Annotated in this window: 22 protein-coding genes; 10 read left to right on the forward strand and 12 right to left on the reverse strand. The window is 43.9% G+C overall.

Going from position 1 to position 21,292, the window contains the following annotated elements; all coding sequences use genetic code 11:
- The first annotated feature begins 96 nt into the window (after positions 1-96).
- Genes trpS through scpB form a run of 5 tightly spaced genes read left to right on the forward strand, consistent with a single transcriptional unit; the run spans position 97 to position 3,774 of the window.
- Complete coding sequence (gene trpS, locus ACAM37_RS06970; protein WP_369625841.1) at positions 97-1,188, forward strand: tryptophan--tRNA ligase; 1,092 nt, start codon at positions 97-99, stop codon at positions 1,186-1,188.
- Positions 1,189-1,198: 10 nt separating this feature from the next.
- Positions 1,199-1,813 carry an O-methyltransferase gene (locus tag ACAM37_RS06975; RefSeq protein WP_369625842.1) on the forward strand — a complete coding sequence of 205 codons (615 nt, stop codon included), beginning with the start codon at positions 1,199-1,201 and terminating at the stop codon, positions 1,811-1,813.
- 7 nt (positions 1,814-1,820) lie between these two features.
- Positions 1,821-2,447: a nuclease-related domain-containing protein gene (locus tag ACAM37_RS06980; protein ID WP_076774466.1), complete on the forward strand. Its 627-nt coding sequence runs from the start codon at positions 1,821-1,823 to the stop codon at positions 2,445-2,447.
- The gene (locus ACAM37_RS06985; protein ID WP_369625843.1) at positions 2,444-3,232 is read left to right on the forward strand and encodes a segregation and condensation protein A; all 789 of its coding nucleotides are present in this window, start codon (positions 2,444-2,446) and stop codon (positions 3,230-3,232) included. The genes ACAM37_RS06980 and ACAM37_RS06985 overlap by 4 nt, the downstream gene beginning before the upstream one ends.
- Positions 3,229-3,774, forward strand: coding sequence for an SMC-Scp complex subunit ScpB (gene scpB / locus ACAM37_RS06990; protein WP_062334329.1), 546 nt, complete (start codon positions 3,229-3,231; stop codon positions 3,772-3,774). Before ACAM37_RS06985 ends, scpB begins: the two co-directional genes overlap by 4 nt.
- Positions 3,775-3,787: 13 nt before the next feature.
- On the opposite strand, the gene ACAM37_RS06995 is transcribed toward scpB, so the two are convergent.
- Together ACAM37_RS06995 and ACAM37_RS07000 are read right to left on the reverse strand one after the other, a co-directional pair.
- A complete protein-coding gene (locus ACAM37_RS06995; protein ID WP_369625844.1) occupies positions 3,788-4,894 on the reverse strand; it encodes an RNA-guided endonuclease InsQ/TnpB family protein in 1,107 nt (368 codons plus the stop codon).
- Positions 4,895-4,944: 50 nt separating this feature from the next.
- Positions 4,945-5,106, reverse strand: coding sequence for a DUF805 domain-containing protein (locus ACAM37_RS07000; protein ID WP_369625845.1), 162 nt, complete (start codon positions 5,104-5,106; stop codon positions 4,945-4,947).
- Positions 5,107-5,497: 391 nt separating this feature from the next.
- Between ACAM37_RS07000 and rluB the strand changes: the two genes are divergently transcribed.
- The gene (rluB, locus tag ACAM37_RS07005) at positions 5,498-6,361 is read left to right on the forward strand and encodes a 23S rRNA pseudouridine(2605) synthase RluB (RefSeq protein WP_036591148.1); all 864 of its coding nucleotides are present in this window, start codon (positions 5,498-5,500) and stop codon (positions 6,359-6,361) included.
- A 96-nt stretch (positions 6,362-6,457) separates the two neighbouring features.
- Here rluB and ACAM37_RS07010 read toward each other — a convergent pair whose 3' ends face one another.
- The 5 genes from ACAM37_RS07010 to ACAM37_RS07030 all read right to left on the reverse strand — a co-directional run bounded on the left by ACAM37_RS07010 (position 6,458) and on the right by ACAM37_RS07030 (position 10,529).
- The gene (locus tag ACAM37_RS07010) at positions 6,458-7,180 is read right to left on the reverse strand and encodes a hypothetical protein (RefSeq protein WP_369625846.1); all 723 of its coding nucleotides are present in this window, start codon (positions 7,178-7,180) and stop codon (positions 6,458-6,460) included.
- Between the two features lie 182 nt (positions 7,181-7,362).
- A complete protein-coding gene (locus ACAM37_RS07015; protein WP_007115494.1) occupies positions 7,363-7,683 on the reverse strand; it encodes a hypothetical protein in 321 nt (106 codons plus the stop codon).
- Positions 7,684-7,800: 117 nt separating this feature from the next.
- Entirely contained in the window at positions 7,801-8,109 is a 309-nt protein-coding gene (locus ACAM37_RS07020) for a hypothetical protein (protein WP_227523097.1), read from the reverse strand.
- A gap of 35 nt (positions 8,110-8,144) precedes the next feature.
- Positions 8,145-8,897, reverse strand: a complete 753-nt coding sequence (gene rpe / locus ACAM37_RS07025) for a ribulose-phosphate 3-epimerase (RefSeq protein ID WP_369625847.1) — start codon at positions 8,895-8,897, stop codon at positions 8,145-8,147.
- A 501-nt stretch (positions 8,898-9,398) separates the two neighbouring features.
- Positions 9,399-10,529 carry an endonuclease/exonuclease/phosphatase family protein gene (locus ACAM37_RS07030; RefSeq protein WP_369625848.1) on the reverse strand — a complete coding sequence of 377 codons (1,131 nt, stop codon included), beginning with the start codon at positions 10,527-10,529 and terminating at the stop codon, positions 9,399-9,401.
- Positions 10,530-10,841: 312 nt separating this feature from the next.
- On the opposite strand from ACAM37_RS07030, the gene asd reads away from it, so the two are divergent.
- The 3 genes from asd to ACAM37_RS07045 all read left to right on the forward strand — a co-directional run bounded on the left by asd (position 10,842) and on the right by ACAM37_RS07045 (position 15,718).
- Entirely contained in the window at positions 10,842-11,984 is a 1,143-nt protein-coding gene (asd, locus tag ACAM37_RS07035; RefSeq protein ID WP_060994751.1) for an aspartate-semialdehyde dehydrogenase, read from the forward strand.
- A gap of 442 nt (positions 11,985-12,426) precedes the next feature.
- The gene (locus ACAM37_RS07040; protein ID WP_369625849.1) at positions 12,427-13,881 is read left to right on the forward strand and encodes a type IV pilus assembly protein FimV; all 1,455 of its coding nucleotides are present in this window, start codon (positions 12,427-12,429) and stop codon (positions 13,879-13,881) included.
- A 157-nt stretch (positions 13,882-14,038) separates the two neighbouring features.
- Complete coding sequence (locus ACAM37_RS07045; RefSeq protein WP_369625850.1) at positions 14,039-15,718, forward strand: hypothetical protein; 1,680 nt, start codon at positions 14,039-14,041, stop codon at positions 15,716-15,718.
- Between the two features lie 96 nt (positions 15,719-15,814).
- On the opposite strand, the gene ACAM37_RS07050 is transcribed toward ACAM37_RS07045, so the two are convergent.
- The 4 genes from ACAM37_RS07050 to ACAM37_RS07065 form a co-directional block, all read right to left on the reverse strand.
- A complete protein-coding gene (locus ACAM37_RS07050) occupies positions 15,815-16,351 on the reverse strand; it encodes a gamma carbonic anhydrase family protein (protein WP_060994748.1) in 537 nt (178 codons plus the stop codon).
- A gap of 106 nt (positions 16,352-16,457) precedes the next feature.
- Positions 16,458-17,553, reverse strand: a protein-coding gene (gene prfB, locus ACAM37_RS07055) for a peptide chain release factor 2 (RefSeq protein ID WP_099807750.1) whose coding sequence is annotated in 2 segments (ribosomal slippage) — positions 16,458-17,480 and positions 17,482-17,553 — 1,095 coding nt in all. Because the reading frame shifts where the segments join, the coding sequence is not laid out codon by codon here.
- Positions 17,554-17,654: 101 nt separating this feature from the next.
- Positions 17,655-18,359, reverse strand: a complete 705-nt coding sequence (locus ACAM37_RS07060) for an HAD family hydrolase (protein WP_369625851.1) — start codon at positions 18,357-18,359, stop codon at positions 17,655-17,657.
- 30 nt (positions 18,360-18,389) lie between these two features.
- A complete protein-coding gene (locus ACAM37_RS07065) occupies positions 18,390-19,259 on the reverse strand; it encodes an energy transducer TonB (RefSeq protein ID WP_369625852.1) in 870 nt (289 codons plus the stop codon).
- Between the two features lie 359 nt (positions 19,260-19,618).
- Here ACAM37_RS07065 and ACAM37_RS07070 point away from each other — a divergent pair, with 359 nt between their 5' ends.
- Complete coding sequence (locus ACAM37_RS07070; protein ID WP_369625853.1) at positions 19,619-20,335, forward strand: hypothetical protein; 717 nt, start codon at positions 19,619-19,621, stop codon at positions 20,333-20,335.
- A gap of 88 nt (positions 20,336-20,423) precedes the next feature.
- On the opposite strand, the gene ACAM37_RS07075 is transcribed toward ACAM37_RS07070, so the two are convergent.
- Positions 20,424-21,263, reverse strand: a complete 840-nt coding sequence (locus tag ACAM37_RS07075) for a ferredoxin--NADP reductase (protein WP_369625854.1) — start codon at positions 21,261-21,263, stop codon at positions 20,424-20,426.
- Between the last annotated feature and the right edge of the window lie 29 nt (positions 21,264-21,292).

Below are 21,292 nucleotides of genomic sequence, written 5' to 3' on the forward strand. Positions count from 1 at the left end.
ATTTTTGGCATGAATTTGTAGTCAAAAACCGCTATACTAGCGGACAATTTTTTTGCCTATTTTGTATTTTTTTTGCTTTTGTTTGGAATTTTGAACATGAATGATAAAACAGCCGCGCCGCGCCGCATTTTAACCGGTATTACCACCAGTGGTATTCCCCATCTTGGCAACTACGTCGGTGCCATTCGCCCAGCCATACAATCGGCGATACAAGGCGCCAGTACCGGAGAAAGCGACGCTTATTTTTTCTTGGCGGATTTGCATGCACTCATCAAATGCCATGACCCTGAGGCGATTCATGCATCGACCAAGGCAATTGCCGCGACGTGGCTTGCCTGTGGTCTCGACCCTGAGCGCGTGGTGTTTTACCGCCAGTCGGATATTATCGAAATTCCAGAGCTAACTTGGGTACTCAACTGTAACTGTGCTAAAGGTTTGATGAACCGTGCGCACGCCTACAAAGCCGCCGTAGATGCTAACCGTGAAACGCCAGACACTGACCCTGATTTTGGCATTTCGATGGGGTTATTTAGTTATCCTGTGCTAATGGCCGCGGATATTTTGATGTTCAATGCCACCCATGTGCCTGTGGGGAAAGACCAAATCCAGCATATCGAGATGGCACGTGATATCGCAGGTACTTTTAATTTTCGCTATTGTGACCCGGAAAAACCGATTTTTGTATTGCCCGAAGCCATGGTAGATGATGACACGCCGCTACTGACGGGGCTTGATGGTCGTAAAATGTCAAAAAGCTATGGCAATACCATTCCGTTATTTGGCAACCCTTCATCAAATCAGTCGCAAGTAGACGGTGAAAAAGCGCTGCGAAAAGCCATCATGCGTATTGTTACTAATTCACAGTTACCAGAAGAACCCAAAAACCCCGATGAATCCACGATTTTTGAGATTTATCGTGCATTCGCTAGCACAGAAGAACAACAACTACTGCGTCAACGTTTTGAGCAAGGTATCGGTTGGGGGGATGCCAAAGAAGTGTTGTTTGAAAAAATTAACAGCGAAATTGCCCCTTTCCGTGCTCGTTACAATGAATTGATGGCGAATCCAAAAGAATTGGAAGAAATCCTACAAATGGGCGCAGAAAAAGCCCGCCGTGATGCGCGCAAACGCCTTGAAAAAGTACGAAAAGCCATTGGTATCAAACCCCTTGCCAAACTCAAAAAATAACGAGTCACTCATGTCATTTGCACACTTTAAAGCCTATACCGATAGGCTTTATCAAATCGATAAAGCCTTTGACGATGCGCAGCCCAACCGTCTCAACCGACATCGCCACCTTGAGCCTGATTCAGCCGAGTTTCTTGCCAGTCTGGTTATCAGCAAGCGGGCTAAAAATATGTTAGAAATTGGTACATCAACGGGCTATTCTACGCTATGGCTAGGCTATGCGTTAGCCCAAATCAATCGAGCCAATACCGCGGATAGTGCCACATTGACCTCAATTGATATCGATGAATGGCGATTACTAACTGCTCGCAATCACCTGCGTACCTTGCAGTTTGACCACAATATCACGCTACAACAAGTCGATGCGAAGGATTTTTTACGTCAGTCGACCGCCCATTTTGATGTGATTTTCTTGGATGCAGAGCGTAGGTTTTATGGCGACTATGTGGCTGACTTTAAGCGGTTACTGACCTTTGGCGATATGCTGATTGTCGATAATGTGATTTCTCATGCCGATGAAGTAGCAGCGTTTTTGTCAGCCTTTGAACAGGACAACAACTATCTGTGCTCTACCCTATCAATTGGGGCAGGATTGTTTTTAGCAGTTAAACAATCAAAGGATTAAAAACAAAATGCTATGGGAATTATTAAAACAAATTTGGTGGTTAATTCCTCTTTTCCTTATCATTAGTTTTTTAAAATCGCCTACTTTTAAAGGTTGGTTTGGCGAAAAAATGGTTGAAAAAGCTGCTAATCGCAAGCTGCCACATGATAGCTACCATGATTTGCAAAACGTCACTTTAGCAACTGATGAAGGTTCTACGCAAATTGACCATATTTATGTGTCGCGTTTTGGTATTTTCGTAGTTGAAACTAAAAACTATAAAGGGTGGATTTATGGTAAAGTCAAAGATGCCAAATGGACGCAAAACATTTATGGCAAAAAACATCTTTTCCAAAATCCGTTACGACAAAATTATAAACATATCAAAACATTAGAGAATTTATTAGAGTTACCGAATGACGTTTTTCATTCAGTTATTGTATTTACAGGTGAATGTGAATTAAAAAGTAATTTTCCAGCCAATATTTGCCGCTTGGGAAACTTCACAGATTATATTTTGTCATTTGACCAACAAAAACTCAGCGACATACAAGTTCAGCGAATCTGCCAATTATTGGCTAAAAATCGTCTTGATAATACGCTTAAAACTCGCCATCAGCATATTCAAAACCTAAAAAAACAACATCACAAATGACCAATTTAGCCATTCGAATTTTTGAGACGCCTGTTCAAAGTCTGCCCGAAGACCTCTATATTCCGCCTGAAGCCTTTGCCATTTGGCTGGAGCAGTTTGAAGGCCCGCTGGATTTTTTGCTGTACTTAGTCAAAAAAAATAACTTTGATATCACCACCACAGCGATTTTGCCGATTACCGAGCAGTACCTGACTTATATTGAGGAATTGGATGACAATCATTTTGAGTTGGCAGGTGATTATTTGCTGATGGCAAGTACCTTGATTGCTATTAAAAGCGAATTGTTACTACCAAGCCCGCAACGGCCAAAAGATGAAAAAAACCCCACCAAGCAGCTGATTGACAGACTTGAACAATACGCCCAAATCAAACACGCCAGTCAGCGTATCGATGCATTAATGCGGCTTGAGCGCGATGTATTTTTGGCATACGCCAGTTTGCCAAGCCCTGATATACTAGCCAAAGAGATTGCACCCTATCCTGCCACCATGCTTGCCGACAGTTTAATCAAAATGCAGCTAAAACCCGATTACCAAATGCACCATGTCAAAGCCGATATCGTGCCATTAGCAGAGCGTATGGCAAGTATTAGCCGTATGTTGACAAGTCGTGGTCAAGGCACTTTCCACGACATATTAGATAAATCACAAGGCAAACTGGGTGTGGTGGTGAGTTTTGTCGCCATTTTAGAATTAGCAAAACAACGGATGCTAAAGTTTGTCGCACAACAAAATGACGAATCTTCCGATGTAAGCGAACTAACCTTGATATGGGCATCGTCATGACCGATTTTAACCAACAACATCAGCTTGCCCAGCAGCATAGCAAATCTATCGAAGCGATTTTACATGCCTCAGAAACCCCGATTACTGCCAAACAGCTATGTCACTGGCTATCGATTAATCCAAACCAACTGAGCATGGCGCTCACGGTCTTGCAGCAGCGTCTATCACAAGGCGCGTTAACCTTAGCGGATACCGCGAGCGGCTACCGATTACAAATCGCCAATGACTTTAGCCCGCTTATTCAGCAAGTTTTTCCCCAGCGTCAAGAAACCTTAAGCCAAGCGTTATTAGAGACGTTAAGTGTGATTGCTTATAAACAACCGGTGACGCGTGGCGATATTGAACAAATTCGTGGCGTGACTGTATCGAGCAATATTTTACGGCAACTATTTGATAAAGGCTGGATTATTGAGCAAGGATTTCGCGATACGCTGGGACGTCCTGCACTACTGCATACTACCCCAGCGTTTTTAGCCGCCTTTGGGCTTAAAAGCTTGCAAGATTTACCAAAGCTGCCTGATGTGCAACAGCTTGAGATTTGACTTCCTCCCCTTGCTAAAGCAAGGGGATTCCTTCTACAAGACGGTCAAGCCCGACCGCAAGAATGTTCTTACTGGCATTGATATCTCTATCATGCCATGTGCCACACGAAGCACATATCCATTCTCTTATTCCAAGCGATTTTCTACCTTTCGGACTATTGGCGGTGATTTCACCGCAACACGAACATCGCTGGGTCGTGTATCTCTCATTCACGATTTCAAAACGGCAACCTGCGTTCTCGCATTTGTAGGTCAGTTGTCGTTTGAGTTCAAACCAGCCTGCATCGTAAACCGATTTGGCGAGTTTGCCTTTTTTACTGTTAAATTGATTACTCTGAATATCACCGACCACGATTAGGGCATTGTCCTTGACTAATTGGGTGGTGAATTTATGGATGAGGTCTTGGCGTGTATTTTTGATTTTGGCATGGATAGCCTTGATACGTTGTTTGTTTTTAGCTCGTTGAGCAATGGCTAAATCTTTGGCATATTTGAGCGTTTGCTTGATGGTGAGTTTGTCACCGCTTGAGGTAGTGGCACTGTCTTTTAAGCCTAAGTCAACGCCAATGCTACCTGTACCGCATTGTGTTTTAGGGTAGTCTTTGATAGTGATACAGGCATACCAACGGTTACGGCTGTCTTGTACCAATTCGCATGTGTTGATTTGGTATAGGCTAAGGTTGTAGCTGTCCCATAGGTCGATGATTAGCTTTTGCCCTTTGGCTAAACTAAGCTGTAAGGTGGATTTTAAGCCTTTTTTACCTGTTTGGTGTGTGGCGATGTGTTTGATGGCAGATTGTTTAAACGGTAGCCAGCCTAATGATTTACGTTTTGAATTTGGGTTGTTGGTTCGCCAGTTTAGTTTGGCTTTTTTGAATTGCTTTCGAGCTTTGGCGTGGGTTTCATTGATGGCTTGGATGGTCTGACTGTGTAAGCCTAGCAGTTCACCACTACCTTTGGTGTATTCGTTTAAATCGTAAGCTGAAAAGAATTTACCAGTCTTTTGCAGATGCTTGTAACTCAAGTCATTCACATAGTTCCATACGAAATTCACTAAACCGCTTAGGCGGTTGAGTTTATCAGTATGTTTATCTCGTATGCGTAGCTTGAGTGTTTTCATGCAAATTATTTTAGCAAAATTTATGCAAGCGTTATAGTGTACAAGTTGCCTTATATCCACCGCCTAAAGTCGGTGGTTTTACGGCAACGGCTGATAAAGACAATCAGCATCCACCAACCTGATTTATTAACATCATGCAAACAGCGAACACCGACTGCGATATTGGGAATCATCAACGCCAAAGAAATAAGCCCCGACAACTGCCACCGCATAACCCTCTGCATCGACACTAAATTCTACTTGTTGTCCTACCATCGGTGCCGTGGCTTGTTGCCATTATTGGCTAGTAAATGGGTAATTTTTGCCATCATCCCCCATGATGATACCTTGACCCTGTTGCGGCGAGAAATTGGCTATTTGCCCTTTTATTGTTATTATTCCTTATAGTTGTATTAATTTACTTATGTCGATGATTATAACCTAAAATAATTTTTACAATGTGACATTATTTATGTTAACTTTTTGGTTAAAATACTGGTTAAAATTTAGCCACATGACTTTATACTAGCATTCAACCATCGCTTGTCCTACAATAGGCACAAGCATGAAGTTTCATGCTAGCACAACATTGTGAAATGTTGCTACCTATTAAAGGATTATTGAATGAAAGACGAAAAACTGCAAAAAGCCCTCGCCCGTCTAGGCTTAGGTTCGCGCCGCCAAATGGAAGATGTGATTCGCGAAGGTCGCGTCAGTGTTAACGGGACTGTCGCTACCATTGGTGACCGTGTCGGACAGGGTGATGAAATCCGAGTCGATGGACGTTTGCTACGCTATACCGCAGAAAACGAAAAACGCCGCCGTATATTGATGTATTACAAGCCAGAAGGCGAAATTTGCTCAGCCCATGACCCAGAAGGTCGTCCCACGGTGTTTGAGCGCCTGCCACCACTGAACCATGACCGCTGGGTAATGGTGGGTCGGTTAGACATCAACTCAACGGGTTTATTGCTATTTACCAATGATGGTGAACTGGCTCACCGTCTGATGCACCCATCAAATGAAATAGAGCGCGAGTATGCGGTGCGTGTGATGGGGGAAGTCACCCCGGAGATTATCTTAAATCTCAAACGTGGCGTCATGCTAGAAGATGGTATGGCACAGTTTGATGACATCGTTGAAAAAGGCGGTGAAGGTATCAACAAATGGTACCAAGTCAAACTCAAAGAAGGTCGCAATCGTGAAGTACGCCGCTTATTTGAATCGCAAGGCTTAAAAGTAAGCCGATTACTACGTATCCGTTACGGCTCTGTCAGTCTCCCAAGGGAGCTTCGTACCGGTCGCTATCTTGAGCTAGATCGCCGTGAGATTGACACCTTAGCAGGACTTGTCAACATTCGCCCGCGCCAAGGCACAGGGCTTTATGGCATTGCCAAACGCCGCCAAGAACGCTTTGAGAAAAAACCGCTGAAAGCGCGCCGTGGGGGTCATCACTTACGCCGCGATAAAGAAAAAAGAAGCAGCTAACCGCTATAAAACTCACAAAAAAGAAAGTTATAAAAAAAGCGTATCAAATTGATACGCTTTTTTCATTTTAATATACCAATGTTAATCTACCATCAACTACGTGCGATTTTTGACATAGCGGTAAGTTGACGCAAATTGCTGGCTGACTTCATTAAACATCTCATTGAGCAATTCATCTAATTGCAGATTGACCCGAGCCAATACCTCAATGAGCATCTCGCCTGCGGTCATCTCCCCCTGAATTTTTTGATTGAGCTGACTGGGATGATATTTGGCAATTTGGTCATACTGGTGTACAGCTTCGGGAATCGTCTGCTCAATCAAGCGGTTGACCACAAACTTATTTTCAGTCAACCATTGGGTTTGCGGGTGGTCTGGTTGGTTGACTGACTGACTTTGGTCACGTTGCCACGCCTGATAACGAATGAGTTTATCATGGATTGTATCAAGCAGCATCACAGCAGCTGTTGGCATACGTTCAATTGACGCGCCATCAATACCCAAAATCGAAGGTGAAGATAATCGCGGTTGTTGATTTTTTGCTTTGAACCATTTTTTATTGCTTGCATTTTTGCTAGCAGGTGGCATTAAGTTAAAACGGCTATCACTACCGAAGGTATTGGGAATTGGCATGTTTGATTGGTACGCCAAGCGCATGGTTTCTGGTTTTGCCGGCGATGCTGTGGACGGCACAGAATATTGAGACATACCGACCTCAATACCTGCCATATCATGTAGTTTATACCAAGCCAGCCTTATCCATCGATACGCCAAAAAGCTTATCAATACGGTCAACAAAACACTGAGCAAAATATTCATCTATACGCCCTAACAGCTTGTCTATCAATAACAGCCTGCCTATAAAAAGCAAATATAGCATTACTATGAATGCAACTGTTTAAAAATTCAAGCATGTTAGCGTTGGCTAAGCCTAAAAATTCATCGGTCAAAAAAAGTATTGCGCAAAACTTTTAGCTATTACTTACCCTAAATCGTCATGTTTACATGGTATGCCAATAGCGAAGTTTATTAATTTCAAATAAAAATGCCACAAACATGCCGAGATAATACGCCAATTTAAGCTCAAAGCTGTCATCCCGTAACTTAAAAGGTAATGCGCAAAGGGTGACGGCAAGCGGAATCCACAATAGCATAAACACCCAATTTTCGATGACATTGAGCCAGCCTTGCATTCCCTTACTACTGCGTAAAGCCGCCAACCCTAACAGCAAGCAAGCAACTATCAGTGTGTTGATTAAGCCTTTTGGAAGATTGCTGGGATAAATCGATAATTCTTGCTTAGTATAATGTGGCAATGCCATTCAATAAATTCCTAAATAATTACTGAGGATTGGTGTTATGTGTAGCGTCAATGTCTAGCATCAATTTGTGGCGTTAATCTCAATGTCTTGATGGGTACCGACTCACCGAGCGAACCGTTACGAATATGCCGCCATCATCCATAGCATCGCCACACAGCTAAATAACAAACCCAAGGTTAATGCATTGCGATTTTGAATCGGTGCACGCCCTGAGTAGCGATTTAACACCTTCGAGCCCACAACAAAAGCCAGTGGGATACCCAACCAAAAAATCGCAATGGTGCTCACCAGTGAGGGCAGCATTGATGAGAAACTATCGCCAAACATCAACCTAAACCCAAAACCTGCCAACCCTAGCAACACCGCAAATATTGCCAGTCCAATTGTCAGCCCTTTGGGTACTAAAGATGGGGATTGAACGTCCATACCAATTTCCTTGTGTATCATTGCTTGTGTAGCATTTACGCTGGCAAGCGACCGACCAAAGCCAGTTCGGCACGCATCGCATCAATCGCTTGGCGATAATGAGGTTGATTAAATATCGCTGAACCTGCGACAAACATATCAGCCCCTGCTTCGGCAACCGCACGAATATTACTGGCTTTGATACCGCCATCGACTTCAAGACGAATATTGCGACCCGATAGCCTAATCATTTCGCGCACCGCTTCTATTTTTTTGAGGGTGCCATCAATAAATGCTTGCCCACCAAACCCTGGGTTAACACTCATCAATAAAATCTGGTCAACTTTATCCATCACATAGTCTAGATAGTGTAGCGGCGTGGCAGGATTCAGCACCAGTCCACAGTCAGCGCCGCCATCTTTGATGAGTTGTAACGAGCGATCGACATGTTGCGTGGCTTCTGGATGAAAGGTAATGATGCTAGCGCCCGCTTTTAAGAACTGCTCAATCATACTATCAACCGGTGACACCATCAAATGCACATCTATCGGCGCAGTTACCCCATAATCACGCAGCGCCTGACAAATCATGCTACCAAAGGTCAAATTTGGGACATAATGATTGTCCATCACGTCAAAATGCACCACATCCGCACCTGCGGCAATAACCTTCTCGACCTCCTCGCCCAGACGGGCAAAATCTGCCGACAAAATCGAAGGGGCAATCAAAAATTGGCTATCATTATTTGGATGGGCAAATTTATTAGGGGCTTGTTTAGGTGAGTCTTCAAGAATTTCAGACTGGTTCATCGTCATTGTCCGTCAGCTTTGATTAAAAAGTGCGGATATTTTAGCAAAGATTATTTTAAAAAACTTCGACTATTTGGTGACTATTATTTGGTAGCTATTATTTGGTGGCTAATATTTGGTGACTAGGACTATTGACAGCGATTATTTGCTGTCCGTGAAAATAAATCTGCCATAAGCCTTGCAGCATTTGTATTTAAGTAGCCAAAACAAGGTAGCTAGACTATGCTAAATTAGGCTAGATTATGATTGATAAGTACCAAAAAAGATAAAACCCAAGTCTTAGGGCAATAGACTTGGGTTTTAGGGCACTTCATGTCAACTATGTTATTATTATTGGCTTTCCATGATATTACTCATCCTGAGCGTCTCAACACTACCATTCCTTGGTATCATCCTTGTGTTGATGAGTTCATTGTAGGTTGTTGCACCGTTGGTTACTAGCCGCAAAAGGCGGAATCTGTTGTAAGCAAATGCTTACATGCAGTTTTAGCTTGCCCGCTGCTAACTTTCGCATGCGCCTGTCAATAATTTGCTAGCATCATTAGCGCTATCAGTCTGAGCTTCCGATAGCTTTTCGCCTTCTTTAACGCCCTCTTTGATGGTTTCTTTCGCCTCTTGGTGATCGGCGATGCTTGGCAAAGGTTCAGGCTGCTCATCCATGACTTCAGGTTCATATTGTAAAGTAGTGAGCACGGGAAAATGGTCAGAGCCAATGTTCGGCATACGCGCCATCGATACCAGCGTGAAGTGATTGCTGTGAAAAACATGGTCAAGCGCCCAGCGCAAAAATGGGTAACTGGCGTGAAAGGTATTGATGAATTTTCGCCCAATGCGAGGGTCTAGTAGTCCTGAGATACGCTGGAACATGCGTGTGGTATGCGACCACGCCACATCGTTGAGATCACCTGCAACAATCACCGTCAAATCGTTGGCGTTGATATGTTTGCCTACCATTAATAGCTCAGCATCCCGTGTCACCGATTTATCCGCTTCGGTTGGACTCGGTGGCATGGGGTGCAAGCAGTATAGCCAAACAACCTTTCCCATGGCTAGGCGAACTTGGGTATGAATTGATGGGATATCATCAACCACCAGATATTTTACTTGGGGATTGATAAGCTCAAGCTTTGAGTACAAATGCATACCATATAAGTTATCGAGTGGCACTTTGACACTAAATGGATAGTCAGCGTCAATGGGGCTTAAGGCGTCTTGCCACGCTTGGTCAGTTTCAAGTGTCAATACAATATCGGGTTGATGGGTATGGATAAGGTCAATTAAAGCTTGTTTATTTGGATTGGTCGTCAACACGTTGGCAACCAACAATTTCACTTGATAATCGCGTGATTTTGGCTTTGCCGTTTGCACTTGTTTCTTCCACAAAAACGTATAAGGCAACACCATGTACGCTTGCATAGCCAGTGCAATAAGCAGCAACAAAATTAATCCAATTTGCCAACGACTGTCAAAAGCGCCCAGCCAGAGTAAGCCAATAAGCGCCACCACCCCCAAAAAAATCAATTGATTTCTGGGAAAATCAGCAACCCTAAACCACCATTCAAACCTAGGGATGGTTGCCCAAAAAGTTGCAAAAACCACAAAACCTGCTAGCAACTGTAACAACAGCGTCATTGTCTATCCTTTCATGTTATATTGCGGTTCACGTTGGTCAATATTAGCTTTTTATCATTAGCTTGTTATCAATAGCATGGCGATATAGTAGCCGCAAAAATAATGCTGATAAATTGCAGTTGTGTTGCCAAACGCTATTTTTCACCGTGACATCGCTATCAGCATATTACCTATAGCCAAATAGATGCCCCATCTAAAAAAAAATTCACTTGCAAAATCTTACAAATACAGGCAAGGTAACAGGTTACTAATTGAAAAATCAATGTGGATTTTCTGCACTATTTATTTTGTTTACAGTAAGGAAGGGTTATCATGAGTCAGCTACGCGTAGGTTTGGTCGGATGGCGTGGAATGGTCGGTTCAGTATTAATGCAACGTATGATGGATGAAAACGACTTTGAAGGGATTACCCCCGTGTTTTTCTCTACCAGTAATGCCGGTGGCGATGCCCCTACCCCAAATGGCATTGCCCCTAGCAAGCTTGAAGATGCGCATGACTTAGCGGCTTTAGCGGCTTGTGATGCCATTATTACTTGTCAAGGCGGTGACTATACCAAAGAAGTCCATCAACCGCTACGTGATAAAGGCTGGACAGGTTACTGGATTGATGCAGCAAGCACCCTACGTATGACTGACAATAGCATCATCGTCCTAGACCCGGTCAACCGCAATGTCATTGACGACGCTATCAAAAATGGTCAAAAAGACTTTATCGGTGGTAACTGTACGGTATCTTTGATGTTGATGGCGATTGGCGAGTTGTTCAAACGTGATTGGGTTGAATGGGTATCGGCGATGACTTACCAAGCGGCAAGTGGTGCGGGCGCCAACAACATGCGTGAGCTTATCAAGGGCATGGGCTACATCCATGATGGCGTCGCAGACGAACTCAATAACCCGGCAGGTGCAATTTTAGAGATTGACCGTAAAGTAGCCGAATTACAACGTAGCAGCGAGTTCCCAAAACAATACTTTGGTGCGCCGCTTGCTGGTAGCTTAATTCCTTACATTGATGTACAACTAGAAAACGGTCAATCAAAAGAAGAGTGGAAAGGCTGTGTTGAAACCAACAAAATCTTAGGCAATGATGCAGACAAGACGAATGCCAACATTGTGCCGATTGATGGTATCTGCGTGCGTATCGGTGCCATGCGTTGTCACTCACAAGGCTTGACTATCAAACTAAAAAAAGACATCCCGCTAGAAGAAATTGAAGCTGCGCTTCGTAACAGTGGTAATGAGTGGCTAGATGTGGTAGAAAATGACAAATCTGCATCGGTTGAGCGTTTAACCCCAGTCGCGGTCACTGGCACCCTTAAAGTTGCCGTAGGTCGTCTTCGCAAGATGAATCTAGGGGGCGAATATTTATCTGCCTTTACCGTGGGCGATCAATTGTTATGGGGCGCGGCAGAGCCATTACGCCGCACCCTTGCGATTATCCGCAATCAATTATAAACCCAAGGTTTTATAAAAAAAACACGCTTGTTAAGGCGTGTTTTTTTATGCCTGAGTAGATAAACCTGATAGTGTTAATCCGTTATTTACCCCTAAAAAACGCCATGACCAGTAAACAGAAATTGCCTTTATCAGGGTATTGTCAGGGTATTGTCAGGGTATTGATAGTACAGCGTCATTATCCAAGCATCAATCCACGCTCAAATTGCTATCAACAGCGGGCTTTATGCCAATAATAAGCGAGCCAGACTATTGAGAGTTTTGGACAAAAAGTGTAAAGTTGAGCAGATAATTTGACTGAAACTTTTGTCAAGTTGTTGGACTATCGATTAATTTGATATTTGAATATTGCCTGTCGGTATATTGACTACCATGCGACCACACAAGTAGGCATTTTTTAACACCCCTAACTAGGCTATGATACCCTCAGCAAGGATTTTTTATGTCTTGGCAAAAATACTCTGTACACTTGGTATTGGGTTTTCCCTTATCGCTTCCCATTGTCGCTTATGCCGTCAATATTGGCGATACTTATGTACAAACCCAACAAAACCAACCTTTAAACGCCAGTATTAATGTCAGTGATATCAATCCAAGAACTTTTTCTGTCACAGTCGCCCAAGCTGATGTATATCGCCAGCTAGGCTTGTCAAAAGATGCCGATATTCAAATCAAATTTGTCCCAACCAGTAGCAATGGCGGTCAGATTGTATTGACCACCAAACGTGCGATTAATGCCCCATTTACCGATGTGGTGCTCAATATCACGGAAAATGGCGTAACCAAAACGCTGCCAAAAACCTTGTTGATGCCCATCGACAGCGCACAAAAAATCACCACGCAAGCCAATACCACGGCTTTGCAATCACCTGCGCAAAACATCGTCATAGGTTCGGCCAATCCTGTGCAGTTGCCTGTTATGTCGCCCGACCCTATGCCCATGCAGCCGATAATGTTACCATCAACCACCATCAACCAGCTGCCTAATTTACCTACAACTGGTATGCCCGCTGGCGCTGCCCCAATGACGCAAGCTAGCGAAAACAGTGACTACCTGCGTATCCAAGAGACGCGAACGGTTCGAACTGTCCAGCCAAATGGCACTGTCTATACGCCAGCCGTGCCACAACCGCAAAATCCCATCCAAACAAACGCCGTAAATAATCAATTACCAAGCCCAGCAGCTGGTTATGGCAATCAACCTTTAGACAAATCCAAATTTAAGTATAGCGCCAAAAACCCGCAAATCATTGGCGAAACAACCACTTATACATTACAGCGCAATGACAACCTTTGGACCATCGCCAGTAACATCGCAGCGGCAAACCGCAAAGATGTCGATCAAGTGATGGCAGATATCATGGCAGCCAACCCGACCGCGTTCCCCGATAATGACCCAACCAAACTTGTCGCCAATACCCAATTACAAATCCCAAAATACAAAGTAGTCCCTTCACAAATTGGGATAAAATCGGCCAATAAAGCGCGACAACGATATCGTCAAAACAAAAAACGTGTCGCAAGCAAAAAATCTGTCATCGCAGCAAAATCTGCTGCTAAAAAACCAGCCACCCTAAAAACCACAAAAAAGACACTTAAAGCACAAAAAACACCGCGGCCATACGCAGCGACTAAAAAATCTGAAATGACCATCATCGCACCTAATCATACCAAGGGATCAGTGCAAGGTCAAAGTACCAACAACAACAAATTAGGCAAAGCGATGTCATCCCAAGTAGCGGCTCAAGTGCAGCAAAAACGCCAAGCCACCGCCCAGCAAGCCACTAAAGTTAACAAACTCAATCAAGACTTAGTAGGCGCGGAAAATCGCTTGAAAATACAAAACACCAAGCTTGCCCAATTAGAAAAACGCTTAAAAGAGTTAAACAAAAAATAATATAGCGCATGGATGATATTGCCTGCGTGCTGTGTCATTTCATAACGTACAACAAATTTGTGGTGATTCATTAGTCGCATAAAGCGGTAGCTCATATCTTGCTATGCCCTAATGATAACTATCTACCGTAACGATGAGGTGAAAGATGGATCCGATAATGATAGGTATCGCAGCAGTAGTGATTTTGGTAGTTATTGCTGGCGTTTTCTTGATGAAAAAAGGTAAGAGCCAGACAACGGTTGATACTCAGACCCAAGTCAAACGTCCAAAAACGTTGGCTGAGCAGCAACGCGAACTAGAACTGCAACGTCAATCACAGCATCCAAGCCCCTATGCTGCGCCTAACCTGCCGCAATCGACTTTGCAGGCTGCTCAAACCCTCAAGACTGCAGAGAATGTACATCATGAGTTACAAGCGGCTGAGCAATTGATTCAAAACCAAGACTATGATGGCGCCACCACAATGTTACGTCGCGCGCTAAAAAACCACCCCTCACATAGTGAGTTGAATTTTACCTTGCTCAATACCTATGCTTTAGCCAAAGATTATCAGCACTTTAATAGCTTCTACCTAGAGGTATTGGCACTGAACGATATTGATCTCACCACCCAAGCCAATAACCTAAAAACGCTGGTAGATGAAGAACAATCGATAAATGCACGCAGCACAGCGATGACCCATACCGCTGAAGCGGTTGAACCTGATGGACTTGATTTTGATTTGCCAGGGTTTAAACAAGACAGTGATAAACCCGCAATCAACAGCACCTTACATGTTGTCAGGCCGACCGTCACTCAAGTGGCACAGCCAGCAAACCCAGTTGATGGTATTAGCAGCAAAGCCGATACCGAGTTAGATTTTGACTTTGCACTCGATGTACCTGAAACCAAAATAGCCCCTCTCCCCACTGAAACTACAGCGGCGCAATCACAATCAAATGAGTTCACTTTTGACGATTTTGATTTTGATCCACCTAGCAAAGAGCCCGCGACCGCTGCGACTGTCGCTGCCCTTGCCCTAGAATCACCTACCGAAATTTTTGCGCCGATAGATGAACCTGTTACAACCGCGTCAGCAAGTAACGTCAATAACAATAACAATGCTATTAGCGACAGCGATTTTGACTTTGACTTTAGTTTACCAGAGACGCAATCAACACCTGCCGCTACTGCTGTAGAACCAATGATAACGACCCCATCGGCTGCACCGAGCGCTGAGAAGCTCGCAGATGATTTTGATTTCGACTTTGAGTTGAACGTTGAGCCAGCGGTTACGGTTACTCCAACCAATGACGCTACTACAGAAGCATCCACATTAGCCACGCCTGCTACCCCCTCAGTCGCTGAGCCTGTCGTTGACTTGGCCAAAGTCAGCGATCCTATAGAAGTCAAAGCCCCTAGCCAACCTGACTCGCTACTTATCTCAGATGATATGTTTGATTTTGCGCTAGACGATGACACGATCAAAGCCCAAGACCGTACGTCAAATGTCTTGGTCACTGAGCCTACCCCATCGGACGACTTGATTGATTTGTCTTTTGATGATGCAGCTACTCAAGTAACTAATCAGACAACTACGACCCCAACCGCTAGTCCTGAAACGCCATCGATAGCAGATAACGCAAGCCTAACAACTGCGCCAGTTGTTGAAGATTTATCAGAGATACTCGATGTCATTAAGGATATCGACACGGATACGCTAAACGTAGATTTGGCAGAACAGTATGTGAATTTAGGGGAATATGACAGTGCCAAACGCTTGCTTGATGAAATCAAAGACAGCAACAACACGGCGTTGGTAGAACGTGCGGCAGCGCTGAGACAACGTATTGCTTAATCATGTATTGCATAAAAAAAGGATAGTAAAGTGACTATCCTTTTTTTAGTCAAATTTTTTTTGAATTACTTTATAACAACTTAATACGCAAAAAACTTAATACTCAATCGCTATGGGTTTAAGTCCCGTTTTAAAGGCATTTGCTTTTTCAACATAATGTAAAGCTGATTGTTGAAGCATCACTTCACGCGCCTGCGGCAAGGTTTTGACAACTTTAGCCGGGCTTCCCATCACGATGGAATTATCTGGGATTTGCATATTTTCGGTGACAAGCGCATTGGCACCGATAATGCAGTTTTTGCCGATTCGGGCATTATTGAGCACAATCGCACCGATACCAATCAAGCTATTATCACCAACGGTGCAACCGTGTAGCATCGCCAAATGCCCAATCGTCACGCCTTCGCCAATGGTGACGGCGATACCTTCATCGGTGTGTATCACACTGTTTTCTTGCACATTACTATTTTTGCCCAAATAAATCGGCGCATTGTCCGCGCGTATCACCGCGCCAAACCACACACTGACGTTATCAGCTAAATGCACATCGCCTATGACTTCAGCGGAGTCTGCGACCCAGCCTGTGAAGGGTGCCTGATAAGTGGGTTTTTTGTCTTGCCATTGGTACAGCATATCAAATCCTTATGAAAAAAAAAGAGTGTCAACTAAAAAATTGACCCTCTAATTTTAGCAAGTGCGGATAAATTAGCAATGGGTTATTGTAGGCAGCGCAGTTAAATCAAAGCCCTGCTTTTAGGCTCGCTTCGATAAATTTATCAAGGTCGCCATCTAGCACCGCTTGGGTATTGGAAGTTTCCACCCCTGTTCGTAAGTCCTTAATCCGCGAGTCATCGAGCACATACGAGCGAATTTGACTACCCCAACCGATATCCGATTTGGTTTCTTCTAGCGCTTGTTGCTTTTCCATACGCTGCATCATTTCACGCTCGTACAGTTTGGCGCGTAGCATTTTCATTGCCGTGTCTTTGTTGGCATGTTGGCTACGTTCATTTTGACACGCCACCACAATGCCTGTCGGTTGGTGGGTGATACGTACCGCAGAGTCGGTGGTATTAACGTGCTGACCGCCTGCACCGCTTGAGCGATAAGTATCGATGCGTAAATCGGCAGGGTTGATATCAATCTCAATATTATCATCAATCTCAGGCGATACAAACACCGCCGCAAACGACGTGTGGCGACCGTTGTTGCTATCAAACGGTGATTTTCTCACCAAACGATGCACGCCGATTTCGGTACGTAACCAGCCAAACGCATAGTCACCTTTGACATGAATCGATGCGCTTTTAATCCCTGCGACACCACCTGCTGATAGTTCCATGATTTCGGCTTTAAAGCCATGTGATTCACACCAACGTAAATACATCCGCAGCAGCATCTCTGCCCAGTCTTGGGCTTCGGTACCGCCTGAGCCTGACTGGATATCAACATAGCAGTTGTTGCCATCCATCTCACCGCTAAACATACGTTTAAATTCTAAATCTGCGACTTTGGCTTCGGCCTCATCGAGTTCCGCTTGTACGTCTGCCAATAGCGTTGCATCATCGGCTTCCACCGCTAAGTCAATCATGGCTTTGGCGTCTTCCAACTTGTCGTCTAAAGCGGTAATCACGCCAATGACATTATCAAGCTGCGATTTTTCTTTACTGATTTTGGTGGCACGCTCTGGGTCGTTCCACAATTCTGGGTTTTCAAGCTCTAAATTGACCTCTTCCAAACGCTCTTGCTTGGCTTCGATGTCAAAGATACCCCCGAAGCTGGTTGCCACGGTCAGTTAAGTCTTTGATATGCTCTAAATACGGGTTGATTTCCATGCGAGGTTACCTTAACGTGTTACTATGAAAAATGCGCTATTATACCTGAATCTATCACTGGATTCATCTTAGCTGTCGCCATTAATCTTAGCTGTCGCCTACTACGCCTGTGCTTTCATCGACCAATCTTCCACTGCCCAATGATGCGCTAAGGCATGCGCGTGTAGAGTATCATCGGGGCATACCGCAATCGCTACATCCGCCCATTCTAATAGCGGCAAATCATTTTTTGAATCCGAATAGGCATAAGTTTTGGTATAAGTAATACCTTGTGCGTTTTTTTGAGCAATCCAATTTTTTAAATGAATGATTTTGCCTTCTTTAAAGTTTGGCTGTCCTGCGACCTTACCCGTGTACCCCTGCTCGGTGACTTCAAGCTCAGTGGCTAAAATATTATCTTCCTCTACCAAAAATAATTTGTTAGCAATCGCTTTGACCACAAAGGCATTGGTGGCAGAAATCACTACCACATCGTGCCCTGCTTGTAAATGCGATTGGATAGCGTTAACCGCTTTTGGACGCACTTTTGGCGCGATTTCATCTTGCAAATATTGCTCACGCCATTCATGTAACTGGGCTAAAGTATGCTGTTTTAAAAAGCCTGCCACAAACTCATTATAGACGACCGCATCGAGCGTTCCTGCGATATAGTGCTCATAAAACTCCCGATTTTTAGCACGATACAGCGCTTCTTCTACCAGATGATGTTTGACCAAAAACTCGCCCCACATATAGTCACTATCGGTATCAATGAGGGTGTTATCGAGGTCAAATAGCGCCAATTCTTTGTGTAGTACGGTTGACATAGGACAGCCTTTATCATAGTTATTAAAAAGTTAAATTGCGGGGTTTTGGTCATCAACGGTTAAGGTATCACCAAATCGCCAAGTACGGATAATGCGCAGCTCCAAATAATCTTGCATTTCCTTTGAGAACTTACCAAATGGCGCGGCTTTACGCACCGAATTTTTTGCTGCTTCATCCAAGATGGTAGCGCCTGATGACTGTAAGACTTTGATAGATTTGACTTGCCCGTTAGGCTCGATAATCACCATCAGCATGACATCGCCTTTAATGCCTTTGGCGCGGGCTTCTTGGGGATATTGCTGGTTACCAATATGATAGGCTTGTTGGCGAAAATTCTCGATATAGCGCGCGGCTTCACCCGTGGTGGTGGAGTTGCTGCTGATAGTTTTGACCGCAGATTTTTTGGCTAGTAATTGGCGGTTACTGCTGATTTTGGTTTCAAGGGTGGCAATTTGTGCCTGTACTCGCTGTTCTTGCGCGGCTAGATTTTCGCTATCATCTTGTTTTTTATTATTATTTTCTCTGCGGATTTTTTCAAAGCTTAACGTGGTACGTAGATAACTTTCTTGAAACGCTTCTTGGCGCGTTTGGCGTTCTTGACTCACGATATCATCGGTTTCATTGATTGCCTCGTCTTCTAAAGGGCTCATGGTATTGTTTTCAAGCCGTAGCTTTTCGTTGGACTCACCGCCACCTTGCTGGCCTGCATTGGCGATAAAATCGGCCTTTTCATTCTTTTGCAGATTTTCGGTCAACACCGTGGTGACTTCTTGCACCGCTGCGGTTGGTGAGCTTTTATCTTCAAATTGTATACCAAAAATAACAGCCGCATGAATTGCCACCGCCATAATGGTAGCAAATAGCATGGCGCTGTCTTTGCAAGCCGTAGTATGTGGCATTAACTTTTGAAAAACATAACTGTGGCTGTCTTTGCTATACAACAAAATATAACCCTTTGAACGATGACGACGCTATCTCCACAACCTTGCTAAAAAAATACAAATCACTCATGTATTATAACGCGCAGATATTATAGATTAAATCAAACCTTGGCTGAAGCTAAATTCATACGCCATTAGCAATCAGTGGTGAGCAATTAATAAGTAGCAATCAATGTTTACCAATTACTGGTACAAGATTTTTTGTAGACGGGTCAGCGACTTTATGATTAATGACTTTATGATTAGCAACTTTACAATGCCCAAAAACTGACTACAATAATAGCTTTCAATACAAATATAAAAAATGAGAAACGATCGTGATAACGAGCAAAACGCAACTGGATGAATTTTTTGCCACCCATTCTGAAGAAATCGCACGTGAACTGATGCAAAAATCGCAAACGTGGTATGAGAAAATCGAAGATTTTGCCGGTCAAGAGTTTATCGTGCCCGCCACCGAAAAGCAGCTAAACGATGCCATTCAAAAATTTGTGGTGGCAAAGGTCAAAGCGATATTGGCCATGCATCTAGAGATTCATGAAGGCTGGCTTCGACTGTATGCAACGGTTAACTATAAAGGCATCTACGCTGACCTTGCTGTCAATTTAGGTGTGGTACATGCCCAATTTGACCGTTATCGCCAGCGCTTGGTATTTCAGCAATTGACTGACACTGATGTCATTGGCTTGTATTCAGATTCCTATGTGAAATCAAAAGCGATTCATGTAGCGCTTTGGTTTTTTAAACGGGTGTTAAAGAAAGACCCGCTCGGCATGATTTTGGAGAAAATCAATTTGGTGCACCAAAAAGATGATATCTTGTATCTCGATATTGGTCGCTGGCTGAAGAAAAACGAAAAAATCATGGCGACGCTGCGCAAGGTGCAAGTTAATCACGGTTATCTTGCTGAACAGCAACTACTGCTGAGAGCCAATGCCAACGTCGGTGAAATTCTCAATATAGGTAGTAGTGACCAATTAATTACTGAAGCGGATAATCCTGCAATAACAGCAAACGCAACTAAAGCGGCTTAGAATTTTTTCATCGGTATCAAACCTCATCCTTTACCGCTTTTGCTCTACTGATTTTTTACCGATTGTGCTTTGCCAATTAACGAGGTGCTTACCAATAGTTTTCAACGGCGATATTACCTTCACCGCGCCGATTCATGGTCAATCCAATCGATTTTAACGCTTCTTTGGTATCTTCGACCATTTGCGGGTTACCACATAGCATCACGTGACTGCGCTCTTTATCCAGTTTCTGCCCTACCAACTCGGTTAACTTGCCCGACAATATCAGATTGGGAATCCGCGCTTTTTCCCCCGCATAATCCGCTTCTCGCGTGACAATGGGCAAAAATACAAACGCTGCTCCATTGTCGCCATAGATTGACTTAATCGCGTCAATCTCCGCTTGATAAGCCAGCTCTTGCGAGGTGCGTGCGCTGTACACCAAAATAATGCGCTGATATTGCTGCCATACCTCGATGGTCTTTAAAATCGATAAAAATGGGGCTAAACCTGTGCCTGTTGCCAGTAACCATAAATCATTGGGCAGGGGTAACTGGTAGCGGGCTAAGGTCAAGTAGCCAAATGGCGTGGTATTAAGCAATAAACTATCGCCCACTTGGATATGATTAACCTTACTGGTGAATTCCCCCTCAGGAATGACCACCGAGAAAAATTCAATAAATTCATCATAGGGCGAAGATGCGACGGAATACGCGCGAAACACATAGCCATCAAGGTCAATGGGCTTATCTTGCGTCTCAGAAGTTATTAACTTGGTCTCATGGTTGTTTGCAAAATATTGTAAATCTTTGCCATGGATACCGAGCCTAACAAATTGCCCTGCGGTAAATTTAAAGCCATCGGGGCGCGTGACTTTAAAACTTAGCAAGGTGGGCGCCCAACGAGTCACTTCAATCACTTTAACGCGAATACTTTTATCATCTGACATGTTATTTTGACCATTTTTTTGCATCATTA

Origin of the sequence: Moraxella sp. K23 (assembly GCF_041154765.1) — a bacterium.
Classification (GTDB): Bacteria; Pseudomonadota; Gammaproteobacteria; order Pseudomonadales; family Moraxellaceae; genus Faucicola; species Faucicola tetraodonis.